The organism is Rhodoferax sp. GW822-FHT04A08, assembly GCF_058801025.1.
The window spans coordinates 374,472-390,380 of record NZ_JBXAMW010000002.1; the positions used below are offsets into that span (position 1 = coordinate 374,472).

14 protein-coding genes and 1 riboswitch are annotated in these 15,909 nt (G+C 60.6%); of the genes, 2 read left to right on the forward strand and 12 right to left on the reverse strand.

Going from position 1 to position 15,909, the window contains the following annotated elements; translation table 11 throughout:
- Window positions 1-32: 32 nt before the first annotated feature.
- Together rpsI and rplM are read right to left on the reverse strand one after the other, a co-directional pair.
- Window positions 33-425, reverse strand: a complete 393-nt coding sequence (rpsI, locus tag AC1RMF_RS06280; protein ID WP_094477218.1) for a 30S ribosomal protein S9 — start codon at window positions 423-425, stop codon at window positions 33-35.
- Window positions 422-892 (reverse strand): 50S ribosomal protein L13, encoded by a 471-nt coding sequence (gene rplM, locus AC1RMF_RS06285; RefSeq protein WP_342618855.1) that lies wholly within the window; start codon window positions 890-892, stop codon window positions 422-424. The genes rpsI and rplM overlap by 4 nt, the downstream gene beginning before the upstream one ends.
- Before the next feature lie 241 nt (window positions 893-1,133).
- Here rplM and AC1RMF_RS06290 point away from each other — a divergent pair, with 241 nt between their 5' ends.
- Window positions 1,134-2,024 carry a 23S rRNA (adenine(2030)-N(6))-methyltransferase RlmJ gene (locus AC1RMF_RS06290; RefSeq protein ID WP_493140506.1) on the forward strand — a complete coding sequence of 297 codons (891 nt, stop codon included), beginning with the start codon at window positions 1,134-1,136 and terminating at the stop codon, window positions 2,022-2,024.
- A gap of 9 nt (window positions 2,025-2,033) precedes the next feature.
- Here AC1RMF_RS06290 and AC1RMF_RS06295 read toward each other — a convergent pair whose 3' ends face one another.
- From AC1RMF_RS06295 to AC1RMF_RS06315, 5 genes are all read right to left on the reverse strand, one after another.
- Window positions 2,034-2,909, reverse strand: a complete 876-nt coding sequence (locus tag AC1RMF_RS06295; protein WP_493140508.1) for a methylenetetrahydrofolate reductase — start codon at window positions 2,907-2,909, stop codon at window positions 2,034-2,036.
- Window positions 2,910-2,955: 46 nt separating this feature from the next.
- Window positions 2,956-3,789, reverse strand: coding sequence for a TlyA family RNA methyltransferase (locus tag AC1RMF_RS06300; RefSeq protein ID WP_493140510.1), 834 nt, complete (start codon window positions 3,787-3,789; stop codon window positions 2,956-2,958).
- 24 nt (window positions 3,790-3,813) lie between these two features.
- Window positions 3,814-5,268, reverse strand: coding sequence for an adenosylhomocysteinase (ahcY, locus tag AC1RMF_RS06305; RefSeq protein WP_493140512.1), 1,455 nt, complete (start codon window positions 5,266-5,268; stop codon window positions 3,814-3,816).
- Window positions 5,269-5,343: 75 nt separating this feature from the next.
- Window positions 5,344-5,433, reverse strand: a riboswitch (S-adenosyl-L-homocysteine riboswitch).
- A gap of 46 nt (window positions 5,434-5,479) precedes the next feature.
- On the reverse strand, window positions 5,480-6,493 hold the full coding sequence (locus AC1RMF_RS06310) for a substrate-binding domain-containing protein (protein WP_493140514.1): 1,014 nt from the start codon (window positions 6,491-6,493) through the stop codon (window positions 5,480-5,482).
- Window positions 6,494-6,517: 24 nt separating this feature from the next.
- Entirely contained in the window at window positions 6,518-8,173 is a 1,656-nt protein-coding gene (locus AC1RMF_RS06315; RefSeq protein ID WP_493140516.1) for an alpha-glucosidase family protein, read from the reverse strand.
- Window positions 8,174-8,256: 83 nt separating this feature from the next.
- Here AC1RMF_RS06315 and AC1RMF_RS06320 point away from each other — a divergent pair, with 83 nt between their 5' ends.
- Window positions 8,257-9,588 (forward strand): GH1 family beta-glucosidase, encoded by a 1,332-nt coding sequence (locus AC1RMF_RS06320; protein WP_493140518.1) that lies wholly within the window; start codon window positions 8,257-8,259, stop codon window positions 9,586-9,588.
- A 22-nt stretch (window positions 9,589-9,610) separates the two neighbouring features.
- Here the strand turns inward: AC1RMF_RS06320 and AC1RMF_RS06325 are convergent, their stop codons facing one another.
- The 5 genes from AC1RMF_RS06325 to malQ form a co-directional block, all read right to left on the reverse strand.
- The gene (locus AC1RMF_RS06325; RefSeq protein ID WP_493140520.1) at window positions 9,611-10,789 is read right to left on the reverse strand and encodes a carbohydrate ABC transporter permease; all 1,179 of its coding nucleotides are present in this window, start codon (window positions 10,787-10,789) and stop codon (window positions 9,611-9,613) included.
- Window positions 10,786-11,790 carry a carbohydrate ABC transporter permease gene (locus AC1RMF_RS06330; RefSeq protein WP_493140522.1) on the reverse strand — a complete coding sequence of 335 codons (1,005 nt, stop codon included), beginning with the start codon at window positions 11,788-11,790 and terminating at the stop codon, window positions 10,786-10,788. The genes AC1RMF_RS06325 and AC1RMF_RS06330 overlap by 4 nt, the downstream gene beginning before the upstream one ends.
- A 27-nt stretch (window positions 11,791-11,817) precedes the next feature.
- Window positions 11,818-13,122 (reverse strand): ABC transporter substrate-binding protein, encoded by a 1,305-nt coding sequence (locus AC1RMF_RS06335; protein WP_342618865.1) that lies wholly within the window; start codon window positions 13,120-13,122, stop codon window positions 11,818-11,820.
- Between the two features lie 50 nt (window positions 13,123-13,172).
- Window positions 13,173-14,174, reverse strand: coding sequence for an ABC transporter ATP-binding protein (locus tag AC1RMF_RS06340; protein WP_493140524.1), 1,002 nt, complete (start codon window positions 14,172-14,174; stop codon window positions 13,173-13,175).
- A 129-nt stretch (window positions 14,175-14,303) separates the two neighbouring features.
- Entirely contained in the window at window positions 14,304-15,824 is a 1,521-nt protein-coding gene (gene malQ / locus AC1RMF_RS06345; protein WP_493140527.1) for a 4-alpha-glucanotransferase, read from the reverse strand.
- Window positions 15,825-15,909 lie beyond the last annotated feature (85 nt).

Genomic DNA, 15,909 nt, shown 5'->3' on the forward strand with positions numbered 1-15,909 from the left:
GGCTTTGGCAATTGCCAGCAATAAGCGAGTGCTTAGCGCTTGGAGAACTGCTTGCGACGGCGAGCGCCGTGGAAACCGACCTTCTTACGTTCGACTTCACGTGCATCGCGGGTCACGAAGCCAGCCTGGCTCAGGACGGGCTTGAGGGTAGCGTCGTAATCGATCAGAGCACGGGTAATGCCATGGCGAGTTGCACCAGCCTGACCGGACTCACCACCACCAGCCACATTGACCATGATGTCAAAGGTTTCAGCGTGGTTGGTCAACAGCAGGGGCTGCTTGCAGATCATGATGGAAGTAGCGCGACCGAAGAATTTTTCGATGGCCTTGCCGTTCACCACGATTTGGCCGGAGCCTTTTTTCAGAAACACGCGGGCGACGCTGGACTTGCGACGGCCGGTGCCATTGTTCCATTCACCGATCATTTGGCGGCCTCTCTCTTCACTGCGTTGGCAGAAATACCGGGGATTTCCAGAACCTTGGGTTGCTGGGCGGTATGGGGATGCTCTGCACCACCGTAGACCTTGAGCTTCTTGATCATGGCGTAGCCCAGGGGTCCCTTGGGCAGCATGCCCTTGACGGCTTTTTCCAAAGCGCGGCCGGGGTGCTTGGCTTGCATGTCGCGGAAGTTGGTGGCAGTGATGCCGCCGGGGTAACCAGAGTGACGGTAGTACACCTTGTCGATCGGCTTGGCGCCGGTGACACGCAACTGGGATGCGTTGATGATGACGATGAAGTCACCGGTATCTACGTGAGGCGTGTAAATGGCCTTGTGTTTGCCGCGCAAACGGAGAGCAACTTCGCTGGCTACTCGTCCGAGGACCTTGTCGGTCGCGTCAATCACAAACCACTCGTGCACGACCTCAGCGGGTTTTGCGCTGAAAGTTGACATGAGAATCTCTTTAGAAAAGTTGGTTTGGCGGGCTCTTTTCCACGGTCGGTGTTCCTTCTTGTACCGTCCGCCTTGCGGCATCCAGCGGGGAATCTCTTAGGTGGGTTTTGCCAGGATCAGCCTTGCAGCAGGGCCATGACACCTTCGCCGCGGAACCACAAATTCGCTGCGAAGCCCGCCATTATATGAAAGTTGATCAGCTTTTGGGGAACTTTTATGCGGGAAGCGTTACCATCAGGCCATGTTCAGCTACCGCCACGCCTTCCACGCAGGAAACCACGCCGATGTGCTCAAACACATTGTTTTGCTGGCCGTCATGCGTTACATGACCCAGAAAGACACGGCACTCAATGTGTTCGACACCCATGCCGGGGCGGGTTTGTATCGCTTGGACGGGGATTTCGCCAAGACCAGCGCCGAGGCAGCCGAGGGTTTCCTGAAGCTAGTGGCCAGCAAGCCGGAGCAACCCTTTGCCCCTGCCATCCAGGATTACATCGAGATGGTTGCCGGCTTCAACGCTGGCGGCACCTGGAGCGTGTATCCGGGCTCACCGTTCATCATCCAAAGCCTGTTGCATGGGCGCGACAAGCTCAAACTGTTTGAGCTGCACCCCACCGATACCAAGACGTTGACGGCAAATATTGCCCAGTTGGAGGCCGGACGCCAGGTCACCATCCTGCGCGAAGATGGCTTTGAAGGCCTGAAGAAGTTCCTGCCACCCCCATCGCGCCGGGCGCTGGTTCTGTGTGACCCTAGCTACGAGCTCAAGAACGACTACGCCCGGGTGCAGGCCATGGTGGTGGATGCCATGCAACGCTTCCCCACGGGCACCTATGCGGTCTGGTATCCCATCATTCCGCGCCCGGAAGCGCATGACGTTCCCAAGAAGCTCAAGACCCTGGCCAACAAATATGGCAAGAGCTGGCTGGGCGCCACCCTGACGGTCAAGAACAGCAAACTGACGCAGGATGCCGAAGGCGAAGTGGTACGCCCAGGCCTGCCGGCCAGTGGCATGTTCCTGATCAACCCGCCGCACACCCTCAAAGCTTTGCTCAAGGACGCCTTGCCCCAACTGGTCAAGGCACTGGGGCAGGACCAGCACGCCGCCTTCACGCTGGAAAGCGGCGGCTAAGCGCCCTTCTCAGGCTGCAGCGCGGACGGAAGCAGCCTGGGCTGGCGCCAACCCCAGACAAGAGCACAAGGCCAGCACCGGCGCACTCTGGTTCATGGTGTAGAAGTGCAGTGCGGACACGCCACCGTCCAGCAGGCGACTGCACAGGTCGGCCACCACATCCAGCCCGAAGGCGCGTATGGATGCCAGATCCTCCCCGTAGCTTTGCAGCCGCATGCGGATCCAGCGAGGTATCTCCGCTCCACAGCCGTCCGAGAAACGCATGAGCTGCGTGGCATTGGTGATCGGCATGATGCCCGGGATCAGTGGAATTTCCACGCCTCTGGCGCTGACCTCGTCGCGGAAACGAAAGTACGCATCGGCATTGAAGAAGTACTGCGTGATGGCCGAATTGGCACCGGCCTGGGCCTTGATCACGAACGCTTCCAGGTCGGCGGCGGGTGATTTTGCCTGGGGATGCACCTCCGGATAGGCTGCCACCTCCACCGAGAAGAAGTCGCCCGTTTCCTCGCGGATAAAGCGCACCAGGTCGCTGCCATGGCGAAAGTCTCCGGCAATGCCGTAACCACTGGGCAGGTCGCCACGCAAGGCCACGATGCGCTTCACGCCCATGGCCTTGAGCTGGGCCAGCTGTTCGCGAACGGACGCCTTGCTGGCACCAATGCAGGACAGATGCGACGCAGCGGCCATGCCTTCGGACACCATTTCGCGCAGCGTGCTGAACGTGCCTTCCTGCGTGGTGCCACCGGCACCAAAGGTCACAGAGCAGAACTCGGGATTCAAAACATACAAGTCCTTGCGGATGCCGGCCATCTTGGCCGCCACTTCGGGACTCTTGGCCGGGAAGAACTCCAGGCTCAGGGGAACGCGCTTGTTCGCGGTCATAACCATCTCCTACCTCACCGGGCACAGCATGCTGCCGTGCCGGGTTTCATTCAGCCACGTGGGTGGCGCAAATAAAAAACTCGCGGTTGCCGTCGCCGCCTTCAATGGGCGAGTCGAACCACGCGGTAACAGTCAAACCCAGAGCGGCGCACGCTTCACGCAAACGCTGCTCCACGATGACGTACATGGCTGGATCTTTGACAATGCCGCCCTTGCCGACTTGGCCGGGCTGCAACTCAAACTGGGGTTTCACCAGGGTCAACAAAGTACCACCGGGCTTGAGCAGAGGCACGATGGCTGGCAGGACCAGGGTTTGGGAAATAAAGGACAGATCGGCCACGATCAGGTCGAACTCCGGCGCAAATTCCGACGCGGTTTCACCCGCGTCCTCGGCGTCTTCGTCCTCTTCAAACTGGCCGTCTTCGCCCGTGCTGTCCTCGTAGGCCTGGATCAAATCCTCGGCCGTGAGCGCACGCGCATTCACCTTTTCCACACACAGCACACGGGGGTCGGTACGCAGCGCGGGATGCAACTGGGCACTGCCCACATCCACACCAACCACCGACTTGGCACCCTGCTGCAGCAGACAATCCGTAAATCCCCCGGTCGATTGACCGACATCCAGGCAGGCAAACCCTTGAACCGATAGACCGACCTTTTTCAGCGCGGCTTCCAGCTTGAGCCCGCCACGCGACACGTAGCGCGCCTCGGAGTCGTCTAGCAGACGCACTTCGGCGCCCTCAGGCAACTCGTCACCGTTCTTGACGACGCGCTTCCAGCTCTCACCCTGACGCCATTCGACGCCATTGGCAATCAGCCGTTGTGCCTGTGAGCGGGTGCTGGCCAGCCCCCGCTGCACCAGCAGTTGGTCTATTCGCATAAGGTTTGCTAAGAAGACCTGCGCTTAATAGCGGTAGGTTTCTTTCTTGTACGGACCGGACTTGCTCACGCCAATATAGGCGGCTTGCGCGTCGGTCAGCTCGGTCAGCATGGCGCCCACCTTCTTCAGATGCAAACGGGCGACCTTCTCGTCCAGATGCTTGGGCAACACATAGACCTTGCCAACCTTGTATTCCTTGGGCTTGGTGAAGAGTTCGATCTGCGCAATGGTCTGGTTGGCGAAGCTGGACGACATCACGAAGCTGGGGTGACCGGTGCCGCAGCCCAGGTTCACCAAGCGGCCCTTGGCCAACAGGATGATGCGCTTTTCAGGCTTGCCGTTCTTGCCCTTGGTAGCAGGGAAAATCACATGATCCACCTGGGGCTTGATCTCTTCCCACTTGAGCTTTTCCAGGGAGGCGACGTCGATTTCGTTGTCGAAGTGACCGATGTTGCAGACGATGGCCTGGTCCTTCATGGCCGCCATGTGCTTGTAGGTGATGACGTCCTTGTTGCCGGTGCAGGTCACAAAGATGTCGGCCTTGTCGGCAGCGTATTCCATGGTCACGACCTTGTAGCCTTCCATGGCGGCTTGCAGGGCGTTGATGGGGTCGATTTCGGTCACCCACACCTGGGCAGACAAGGCGCGCAGGGCCTGGGCGGAGCCCTTGCCCACGTCACCGTATCCCACGACGCAGGCTACCTTGCCGGCAATCATCACGTCGGTCGCGCGCTTGATGGCATCCACCAGCGATTCACGGCAGCCGTACAGGTTGTCGAACTTGCTCTTGGTCACCGAGTCGTTCACGTTGATGGCGCGGAATGCCAGGGAGCCCTTGGCGGCCATTTCTTCCAAGCGCATCACGCCGGTGGTGGTTTCTTCGGTGACACCGATGATGTTCTTCAGGCGACGGCTGTACCAGGTGGGGTCCACCTTCAGCTTGGCCTTGATGGCGTTGAACAGGCAGATCTCTTCTTCGCTGCCGGGCTTGGCCAGGACCTTGATGTCCTTCTCGGCCTTGGCGCCCAGGTGCATCAGCAGGGTTGCATCGCCACCGTCGTCCAGAATCATGTTCGGGCCTTCGGTCTTGGAACCCTTGGGGCCGAATTCAAAAATGCGGTGGGTGTAATCCCAGTAGTCGGCCAGGGTTTCACCCTTGTAGGCGAACACCGGGGTGCCCTTGGCAACCAGTGCGGCAGCTGCGTGGTCTTGGGTAGAGAAGATATTGCAGGAAGCCCAGCGCACTTCGGCGCCCAGGGCTTGCAGTGTTTCCACCAGCACGCCGGTCTGGATGGTCATGTGCAGGGAGCCGGTGATGCGCGCGCCCTTGAGCGGTTGCGACTTGGAGAACTCCTCACGGATGGCCATCAGGCCTGGCATTTCGGTCTCGGCAATGGTCAGCTCTTTGCGACCCCACTGAGCCAGGCTCAGGTCGGCAATCTTGAAATCTTCGGTCTTGGCAGGCTTGGTAACGCTCATGGTTCACTCCAAAAGTTAATTTGAAAGCCACTGAACGCAGGGAAAACTCTGGGAGGGAGCTCACCCGGCAAATGCAGTGGGTGAGCGCCGTTGAGACAGCAGCCAGAAGGGCCGCCGGGTCCGAGCCTCATTCACTGTGCGTGAACTGCAACGCTCCTCGGAAGCCGCAATTATAGGCGCATGCGGCGCGGCGCGGCCCAACCAGCAGTTTTCAGTCTCTGGGGCCGGTTGTCTGACCCACCACCAGCTCGGGCTGGCGCAGAACCTGATAAGGCCCGGAGAGAGGGTCACGCAACACCTGCAGCACCATTTCGGCCATGGTCGTTCCGGTGTTGTGCGCGGTAGGCTGGGTCACCATGGTGGCGTCCAGCCCAGCCAGTAGCGAATCGGCAGGAATCACGCCGTGCACCACCACAGACACTTCCTTGCCCAGGGTGACCCCCATGTCCATCAGGCCCCGCATCACGCCGATGCCGCCCAGGTTGTTGTCCACCACGATGGCTGTAGGCGGATGGGCCAGCCCCATCAGCGCCTGCACAGCAGCCCGTCCACCGCGGCGATCCACGGCAGGCCCTGAGAGCCAGGCGGGGTCGAAAGACAAGCCAGCTTGTGCCATGCCCCGCATGAAGCCGGTATGGCGCTGCATCGCAAAATTCAATTCCAAGGGCGAATGCACATAGGCGATGTCGGTATGCCCCAGGCCGTTCAGATGCTGCACTGCCTGCCTGCTGCCTTCTTCATTGTCGAAGTCGAACCAGGAAAAGTCGCCGCAATCCCCCGTACGGCCATAGGCCAGAAAAGGATAGCCCTGCTTGCGCAGGTAGGTCACCCGCGGGTCCTGCACGCGGGTGTTGGGCAACACCACCGCATCTACGCGCCCGCCGCGAAACAGGCGATCGTAAATATCCAGATCCTGCTCATCTCCGGCCACCGCCAGTATCAGGTCATAGTGGTCGGTATGCAGCCGCTCGGCCAAACCACCGGCCATGTCCAGAAACTGCGGATTGCCCAGGTACTCCACGCCGGCGGAATACACAATGCCCACAGCCTCGGTGCTACCGCGCACCAGCCTGCGTGCGCCCGCATTGGCGCGGTAGCCCATGGCCTTGGCGGCCTCTTCCACGCGTTGCCGGGTCTGGGCGTTGACGTCCTGGTAGCCGTTCAGGGCACGGCTAACGGTGGACGTGGAAAGCCCCAGTTCCTTGGCAAGGCTTTTGATGTTCATGCGGGTATGTAGGTTATCCAATGCTCATTCCAGTTGCGCAAACAGGCCACCCCACGGTGCCAACTCCAGCTTGGGCGCATTCCATGTTGCGCCGCCCAGTTTGCTGTCTTGCAGTATCCGGGCAATTTTGCAGCCTTCGGGCAATGCATAGCTTGCGGGCTTGTCGCTGAAGTTGAACACGCACAGCAGACGCTGCGTGTCGGTGGAGCGCACAAAGGCGAACACCTGCGGATGCACGTCCAGCAACTGCATGTCGCCATCCAACAGTGCAGGCTGGGTCTTGCGCCAGCGCAGCAGGTGGCGATAGAAATGCAGCAATGAACCCGAGGCCGCATCCTGCTTGTCCACGGCCAGATTGCGATGGGTCTCTGCCACCGGCAGCCATGGCTTCGCTGTAGCCTTGCCGGCAGGCGAAAAGCCCAGGTCGGCTGCCGCACTGTTCCAGGGCATGGGTGTGCGACAACCGTCACGCCCCTTGAACTCGGGCCACATGGTGATGCCATAGGGGTCCTGCAGATCTTCGAAGGCAATCTGCGCCTCGGGCAATCCCAGCTCGTCTCCCTGGTAGATGCAGGATGATCCGCGCAAGCTGGTCTGCATGGCCACTGCGAGTTTCAGCAGGGCCACGTCCGGCGTGGCTCCACCCCAGCGCGTGGCGTAACGCGGCACATCGTGGTTGGACAGCGCCCAGCAGGGCCAGCCCCCTTCCGAGATGCGTCCGAAGCGGCTGAGAAAGGTATGGAGAAAGCTGGAGGAGTGCTCCGTTCCCAAGAGATCAAAGCAATACGCCATATGCAACTTGTCGCCACCACGCGTGTACTCGGCCAGACGGGCTAGGCCATCGTCGTCGCCGATTTCACCCACCATGGTGGTGTTGGGGTATTGGTCCAGCAGAGTGCGCAACTTGCGCAGGAACTCCAGGTTCTCGGGCTGGCTCTTGTCATACTTGTGCCACTGCCAGCCGTAGGGATTGACAGCACTCACCGCAGCGTCTTCACTCACCGGGCGACCGCGTGGCGGGTTGTTGCGCAACTGGGCGTCGTGCACATAGAAGTTCACGGTATCCAGCCGGTAACCATCAACACCCAGATCCAGCCAGAACTTCACGGTTTCCAACAGCGCGCTCTGCACCTCGGGGTTGTGGAAGTTCAGGTCCGGCTGGCTGGTCAGGAAGTTGTGCATGTAGTACTGGCAGCGGCGCGTGTCCCATTGCCATGCACTGCCGCCGAAAATGGACAGCCAGTTGTTGGGCGGGTTGCCATCGTCCTTGGCATCGGCCCAGATGTACCAGTCGGCCTTGGAGTTGGTCTTGCTGGAGCGGCTTTCCACAAACCAGGGGTGCTGGTCCGAGCTGTGCGAGAGCACCTGGTCGATCATGACCTTCAGGCCCAGAGCATGGGCACGGTCCACCAGCGCCTTGAAGTCGGCCAGGCTACCAAACATGGGATCTACCGCGCAGTAGTCGCTGATGTCATAGCCAAAGTCCTTCATGGGGCTTTTGAAGAATGGCGACAGCCAGATGCCATCCACACCCAGACTGGCCACATAGTCCAGATGCGCGGTGATGCCCGGCAGGTCACCGATTCCGTCGCCATTGCTGTCCGCGAAGCTGCGTGGGTATATCTGGTAAATCACGCCACCGCGCCACCAGTTGTCGTTGGGAGCTTTTTGTAACTGCATTGTTACTACACCTTTGAAAAATGAAATTTGATTGAGGAGAATTCACAGGACAATGAAGCCCGCAAACCTTGAGGACGAATCGAATGACTTTGGACCCGCTGCTGTCGCCTGCACGTTTTGAATGGGGCTGCGCCACCTCGGCCTTCCAGATCGAGGGGGCGAGCACGGTTGATGGCAAAGTGCCCAGCATCTGGGATACCTTCTGCGCGCAGCCCGGCCGCATCCTGGACGCGAGTGACGGCAGTGTCGCCTGCGACCACTACCACCGCTTGGCCGAAGACGTGCAGTTGATCGCCGACCTGGGTTTCAAGCACTACCGCTTTTCGATTGCATGGACGCGCATCACGCGCCAGGACAACAGCCTGAACCCGGCCGGCCTGAACTTCTACAAACGTCTGCTCGATGCGCTGGAGAAGCACCAGATCACGCCCAACGCCACGCTGTTCCATTGGGACTTGCCGGCCCATTTGGAAGGTGGCTGGCTGAACCGCGACACGGCATACCGCTTTGCCGAATATGCCGACCTGGTGGCACGCCACCTGGGTGACCGCCTGCCCCGCGTGGCCACGCTCAACGAGCCCTGGTGCAGCGCCTTTCTGGGACACGACCTGGGCGTGTTTGCACCGGGCGTACAAGACCGGGCGCAGTCGCTGGTGGCAGCCCACCATCTGATGCTGGCCCATGGTCTGGGCCTGCAGGCCTGGCGCGCGGTACGCACCGACACCTCGCTGGGCATCGTGCTCAACCCGGAGTTGAGCGACCCTGCCAGCAGCCGCCCCGAAGACGTACAGGCCGCGCGCCTGGCCGAGCTGGAACGCAACGACTGCTTTCTGAATCCGCTCTTTGGCCGTGAATGGCCGCAAGAACTCTTGCAGCAGATTGGCGCGCTGAATGCCACGCGCAAGGAAGGCGATCTGGCCATCTGCGCGCAACCCATGGACTTCATGGGCCTGAACTACTACACCCGCACCATTGCCCAGGCGCCAGCGGGTGGTCGCGATGTCGAGCGCGGCTACGCGTTTGTTACGCCGACCGCACCCAAGCCACTGACCGACATCGGCTGGGAAATCTATCCGGAGGGTTTGACCCGCGTCGTGCAGAACCTGCTGCGCCAATGGCCGCTGCCCGCGCTGTGGATCACCGAGAACGGTGCTGCAGACAACACCGGTGTGACCGATGGTGCTGTGAACGACACCATGCGCTGCGACTATCTGCAGACCCATCTGGAGCATGTGGCCGGGCTGATCCGCAACGGCGCCGATATCCGCGGCTACTACGTGTGGAGCCTGATGGACAACTTCGAATGGGCGCATGGTTACAGCCAGCGCTTTGGCATCGTGCATGTTGACTTCCAAACCCAAAAACGTACACCGAAGCGCAGTGCGCTGATGTTGCAGCGCCTGCTTCAGGCCTGACTCTCCCTGCTTGCCCAAATCCCTAGCCGCCCTTCACCGAGCCGGACAACAAGCCCCGCACAAAGAAGCGTTGCAACGAGAAGAACACCGCCACCGGCACAGCGATGGACACGAAGGCACTGGCGGTCAGGATTTCCCAACTCTCACCACGAGAACCCAGCAAATCGTTGAGCTTGATGGTCAGCACCACATGATCGGGTGACTTGCCCAGAAACACCAGCGCCACCAGAAAGTCGTTCCACACCCACAGGAACTGGAAGATGGCAAAACTGGCCAGCGCGGGCAGCGAGAGGGGCAGCACGATGCTGGTAAATATTTGGTAGTGCGAGGCACCATCCATGCGCGCGCTCTCGATGATGTCGCGCGGCAGCGCTGCGATGTAGTTGCGCAGCAGGTAGATGGCCAGCGGCAAGCCAAAGGCAGAGTGCGCCAACCACACACCCAGGAAGGACTTGGACTCAATGCCCAGCGCCGCACCCAGCTCGTTGTACAGGCGCAGCAGGGGAATGAGCGACATCTGCAGCGGCACCACCAGCAGACCGACCACCACGATGAACAGCCATTTGCGCCCGGGAAATTCCATCCAGCTGAAGGCGTAAGCAGCAAAGGCTGCGATCAGGATGGGAATGAACGTGGCCGGAATGGTCACCTCAAACGTGTTCAGGAACGCCTGGCCCACGCCCTCGGATGCCACCACGCGGGAGTAGTTCTGGGTGCTGAAAGTGGGCGGCGTCTCGGCCACATAGAAGATGCGAACGCCCTTGTCCTTGTCGTAAGGGGCGGTGAGCTCCAGCCGGTAGCTGCTGTCTGCGGCCACCGTCAATGTGCCGTCGGGTTTGCCGTCCTCCTCGTCAAATATCTGGCCGTCTGCCACTTCGACCGTGCTGCCTGCATCGTAGCGGTCGGGTTTGGAGGATTGCAGGGAGAACTTGCGGATGTGCACATGGGCACCCTCGGCAAACAGGCGGCCGGTGATGATGAACTTGTCGCCATCCTGCACCACGCTCTGTGCGCCCCCGGTGCGGCGCATGTCGGCGCGCTTCTGTGTGGACATTGCAGTCCACCAGCCGCTGGAAATCAGTTGATCCTTCTCACGGAAACTCGACACCAACAGACCGAAGGTGGGCATGACCCAGAGCGCAACAATCACCAGCAACAACAGCTGCGCCAGGATAGATGGCAGGGAGAAGTACTTTTTCATCGCTGCGCCTCCTCGGTGCGGAAGCGCCGGATGTTGAAGGCCATCACCGGGATCACAGCAAACATCAACACCATGGCCAAGGTAGAACTGCGACCATAGTCACCGCCCCCACGGAACATCCAGTCGTACATGAGGTTGGCCAGCACACTGGTATCCCACTGGCCGCCGGTCATGGCCATCACCACATCAAACACCTTGAGCACGGTGATGGTGATGGTGGTCCACACCACCACAATGGTGGACATCACCTGCGGCACCATGATTTCAAAAAATATCTGCAACCCGCTGGCGCCGTCGATGCGGGCGGCCTCTATGGTGTCGGTAGGCACGCCACGCAAGGCCGCCGACAGAATTACCATGGCAAACCCAGTCTGTATCCAGATCAGGATGGCCATGAGGAAGAAGTTGTTCCAGAACGGCAACGTGACCCAGGCTTGCGGCTTCATGCCCAACCCCATGACGATGGCGTTGAGTATCCCGATCTGGTCGGCGTCCGGGCCTTTGAAGTCGAACACGAACTTCCAGATCACACTGGCGCCCACAAAGCTGATCGCCATGGGCATGAACACCATGGACTTGGCAAAGTTACCCCACCACACGCGGTCCGCCAGAACCGCCACGATCAGACCCAGCGCGGTGGCGGTAGCCGGCACCACCAGCAGCCACATGAAGTTGTTGCGGATGGTGATCAGGAAGTTCTGGTCGACAAACACCCACTGGTAGTTGGACAGACCCACAAAGGTCTCGCCCGTGGCATCAAAGAAGCTCAGGCGAAAGGTCTCAAACAACGGATAGAAAAGATAGACACCCAGGAGCAGCAAGGCAGGCGCTAGAAACAGCCAGGGCCGTATGCCGGACTTGAGCCCTTCCTTGCGATTCCTGCTGGCAGACGTTGCGTCCACCAGCTTGTCAAGCAACAGGTTGCTACCTGCAAAGTACAGCAGGCAGAACGCGATGCTGACCACCACGGCGGTAAGCGTTTGAACTAGGGATTCATTCATGGCAGTCAGCTCGCGTTGACGGACTCGTTACTTGATGGCGTCCCAGCTCTTCTGGATTTCGTCGGCCACTTCCTTGGCGGAGGCACCTCCGGAGTAATTGACCATGCCCTTCCAGAAGCTCCCTGCGCCCACGGCGCCGGGCATCAGGTCGGAGCCATCAAAGCGGAACGTCGTGGCACCCAGCAGGATCTCGCCCTGCTTCTTGAGCGCCTTGGTCTTGTACTTGTTCATGTCCACACCCTTGAACGGCGTGAGGAAGCCGCCTTCGGCCATCCAGATTTCATGGGCCTGCGGATGTTGCAGGTATTCCATGAAGGCACGCGCACCCTTGCTGTCCTTGGTGATGGTCATGATGGTGCCGCCACCTTCCACCGGGTTGCCCAACTTCTTGCTAGCAAACGAGGGGAAGTAGAAGAAGTCCGCCTCATCGGCCTTGCCATCGGGGAAGAAGGCCGGAATGAAGCTGGCCTGGCGGTGCATATAGCACTTGGGTGGCGAACCAAACAGACCCTTGGGGCTGTCCTTGAAGCTCACCGTGGCCACGGCCTTGGCGCCGCCATCCACGTAGGCATCGTTCTTGGCGAACCAGCCATAGGCCTCGATGGCCTCAATCACGCGCGGGTCGTTGAACTTCATCTTGTTGCTGACCCAGTCGTCATAGACCTCTGGCGGGTGCAGGCGCAGCATCATGTCCTCCACCCAGTCGGTGGCAGGCCAGCCGGTAGCGGCGTCGCTGCCCAGGCCGATACACCAGGGCTTGGCACCGCCGTCAGCAGCCATCTTCTTGGTCAGGGCCTGCAACTCCTCCATGGTCTTGGGCACTTTGTAGCCCCTTTCCTTGAAGTTTTCCGGGATGTACCAGACCAGGCTCTTGACGTTCACGTTGTAGAAAAAGCCATAGAACTCCGGCTTGCCGGCCTTGTTCTTGTAGGTACCCAGATCGGCCCAGGACTGACCCGCGGCGTAGTTCTTCTTGACCCACTCCTGCACCTTGGGACCCAGCGGCGTCAGTCCACCGATGGCAGCCATGTTGGCGGCCAGCCCGGGTTGTGGGAACACCGAGATATTGGTAGGTGAGCCCGCCTTGATGTCGATGACGATCTGCTGCTCCGAGCTTTGCGAACAGGAGTGCTTTACCGTGGCGCCGGTGGCCTTTTCGAAATTGGCAACAACTTTCTTGAACATGCCTTCTTCGGCTCCGGTCCAAGGACAGGTAATGGTGATCACTTCCCCCTTGAGGTCCGGCCCCTTGTAGTCCGCCGCCACAGAGGGCGTGACCACGGAGCACAGTGCCAACAGCGAGCCTGCGGCGATTGCGGTTTTCTTGAACATACCTGTCGTCTCCTGAAAGTGCTTGGCGGCCAATCCGCAAAGCAAAAAAATTACATGCTTTTTCCGTCCGCACCAAAGCGGTAGAGATGTTCCGGTGCAAAGGCCAGCGCAATGGACTGCCCTGGCTCGTGCGCCAGCGTTCCATCCATGCGTGCGGTGATTTCGCCCAGTGCACCGGCCTGCACATAGGCAAAGGTTTCATTACCCAGTTTTTCCGAATGCAGCAGCGTGCCCTGGATCGGTCCGCCCTCCTGCACCTTGAGGTGTTCGGGGCGTAGGCCCACGGTGGTGGCGCCCAGGCGGGCAGCGAAGTCACCGCTGATGAAGTTCATCTGGGGTGAACCGATGAAGCCTGCTACGAACTGGCTCGCGGGTTTGTTGTAGAGCTCCAGTGGGCGGCCCACCTGCTCCACCCGGCCCTTGTTGAGCACCACAATCTTGTCGGCCAGGGTCATGGCCTCGACCTGGTCATGTGTCACATAGATCATGGTGGCGCCCAGGCTGCGGTGCAGCGTGGCCAGCTCCACGCGCATCTTGGTACGCAAGGCCGCATCCAGGTTGGACAGCGGCTCGTCAAACAGGAACACCTTGGGATTTCTTACGATGGCGCGCCCAATGGCCACGCGCTGGCGCTGGCCGCCAGAGAGTGCCTTGGGCAGGCGCTGCAGGTACTCGCGCAACTGCAGGATGTCAGCCGCGGCGTTCACCCGCTTCGCAATCTCTTCCTTGGGCACCTTGGCAATCTTGAGTGCAAAGGCCATGTTGTCGAACACCGTCTTGTGCGGATACAGCGCGTAGCTCTGGAACACCATGGCCACGCCGCGGTCGCTGGGTGGCAGGTCGTTGACCGATTCGCCACCTATGGTCAGGGTGCCGCTGGAGATTTCTTCCAGCCCGGCAATCATGCGCAGCAAGGTGGTCTTGCCGCAGCCCGACGGGCCGACGAATACAGCGAATTCGCCCGGCTCAATGTCCAGATCCACACCGTGGATGACGTGTACTTTGCCGTAGCTCTTCTGGATTCCGCGCAGGCGGACGTCTGACTGACTCATGTAGGGCGCTCCTGTAGTGGACGCCAGAGAGTGGCCTCCAAAAACGTTTTTGATTTTGCCAAAAACGTTTTTGGAAGGTACTAGTGCTTTCCCTAGTGGCCTTTGTAAAGATCGGTCGGTGGGCGGCGTTTACGCCGGAAGTTGCAGTCGCGCGAAGCGGGTGCGGCCGCTGACGGCCGTGATGCGGGCGAGCCGCTCAGCGTGCTCGGGACGCACCCAATCCCAACGGAAGCGCCAGGTCCAGCAGCCCATGGTGCCGGGTGTGTTCATCCGGTGGTAGCCGTCCAGCCCCAGCACATCCTGGAACTGGCACAGCGCGTGGTTGGCCACCGACAAGGCGCAGGCGCGGATCATGGCCCAGTGCACGTCGTGACCGTCGGTACCCAGGTATTCGGCGGCAAAGGCCCGCTCACGCGGGCTGCAACATACCCACCAGCCCAGTGCCATGTCGTTGTCGTGGGTGCCGCAGTACACCACCGTGTTGGCCACATAGTTGTGCGGCAAGTGGCTGCTGGTGGCATCCTCTGAAAAACCAAACTGCAGCACCCGCATGCCCGGGAACCCGGTGCTCAGCCGCAAGGCATCCACCTCGGGCGTGATCAGCCCCAAATCCTCTGCAATGATGGGCGGCTTGCCCAGGGCGCGCTCCACCGCCTCAAACAGGGCAATGCCCGGCCCCTTGACCCAGCGGCCATGGATGGCGGTTGGTTCGGTGACTGGTATTTCCCAGCAGGCTTCAAAGCCCCGGAAGTGGTCGATGCGGATCAGGTTGGCCAGCTGCAGCTGACGCCGGATGCGCTCCACCCACCATTGGTAGCCATCGGCCGCCATGGCCTCCCAGTCGTACAGCGGGTTGCCCCAGCGCTGGCCTTCCACCGCAAAGTAGTCGGGCGGCACACCGGCCACCACGCTGGGCTGGCCTTCGTCATCCAGCAGGTAGAGGTCCGGGCGTGCCCAGCAGTCGCAGGAGTGGTGGGCAATGAAGATGGGCAGATCACCCACCAGGTAGACCCCCTTGGCATTGGCATAGGCCTTGAGGGCTTGCAGTTGCACGTCGAACTGCCATTGCACAAAGGCCCAGAAAGCAATTTCCTGCGCATGGACGTTGCGCGCTTGAGCCAGCGCAGCGGCGTTTCGCCGGGCCAACGGCGCAGGCCAGTCGGTCCAGAGGTCGGTGGCGTAGTGCGCATCCAGCGCCATGAACAGGACGTAGTCGTCCAGCCAGGCGGCGTTGTCCTGCTGCCATTGCGCAAACTGTGCTTGCGTGGGTGCGTCAGCCTTCTCGCAGAAGCCTGCAAAGGCCAGGCGCAAGCGCTCCATGCGCCAGGGCAGCACTTCCTCGAACCGCACGTGTTCCGCGATGAAGCTGTTGTGTAGCGCGGCGCCATCCAGCCAGCCCTGCTGCACCAGGGGCTCCAAGGCCACCAGATACGGGTTGCCCGCCATGGCCGAACGGCCCATATACGGCGAATTGGCCAGGCCGATGGGGCCTAGCGGCAGGGTCTGCCACAGGGTTTGACCGGCGGTGTGCAGCCAATCCACAAAGTAATAGGCGTTGGGTCCCAGGTCCCCGCTCCCATGGGGCCCCGGCAAACTGGTCGGATGCAAGACAATGCCCGCACTGCGTTGGTTCAAGAGATCGTGGTGCAAAAAGTTAGCTCCTTCCGGTTGGGGGCTGCAGCAAGAATAGCGCCAATCCGACCTGTCTCACCCAGCCGGTAAAATTCCGCCTCCC

Coding starts and splice junctions, on each gene's coding strand:
- AC1RMF_RS06290 (WP_493140506.1), top strand. CDS start 1,134: ATGTTCAGCTACCGCCACGCCTTCCACGCAGGAAACCACGCCGATGTG.
- AC1RMF_RS06335 (WP_342618865.1), bottom strand. CDS start 13,122: ATGTTCAAGAAAACCGCAATCGCCGCAGGCTCGCTGTTGGCACTGTGC.
- AC1RMF_RS06340 (WP_493140524.1), bottom strand. CDS start 14,174: ATGAGTCAGTCAGACGTCCGCCTGCGCGGAATCCAGAAGAGCTACGGC.
- AC1RMF_RS06300 (WP_493140510.1), bottom strand. CDS start 3,789: ATGCGAATAGACCAACTGCTGGTGCAGCGGGGGCTGGCCAGCACCCGC.
- AC1RMF_RS06310 (WP_493140514.1), bottom strand. CDS start 6,493: ATGAACATCAAAAGCCTTGCCAAGGAACTGGGGCTTTCCACGTCCACC.
- AC1RMF_RS06315 (WP_493140516.1), bottom strand. CDS start 8,173: ATGCAGTTACAAAAAGCTCCCAACGACAACTGGTGGCGCGGTGGCGTG.
- AC1RMF_RS06320 (WP_493140518.1), top strand. CDS start 8,257: ATGACTTTGGACCCGCTGCTGTCGCCTGCACGTTTTGAATGGGGCTGC.
- rpsI (WP_094477218.1), bottom strand. CDS start 425: ATGATCGGTGAATGGAACAATGGCACCGGCCGTCGCAAGTCCAGCGTC.
- AC1RMF_RS06325 (WP_493140520.1), bottom strand. CDS start 10,789: ATGAAAAAGTACTTCTCCCTGCCATCTATCCTGGCGCAGCTGTTGTTG.
- AC1RMF_RS06330 (WP_493140522.1), bottom strand. CDS start 11,790: ATGAATGAATCCCTAGTTCAAACGCTTACCGCCGTGGTGGTCAGCATC.
- ahcY (WP_493140512.1), bottom strand. CDS start 5,268: ATGAGCGTTACCAAGCCTGCCAAGACCGAAGATTTCAAGATTGCCGAC.
- AC1RMF_RS06295 (WP_493140508.1), bottom strand. CDS start 2,909: ATGACCGCGAACAAGCGCGTTCCCCTGAGCCTGGAGTTCTTCCCGGCC.
- rplM (WP_342618855.1), bottom strand. CDS start 892: ATGTCAACTTTCAGCGCAAAACCCGCTGAGGTCGTGCACGAGTGGTTT.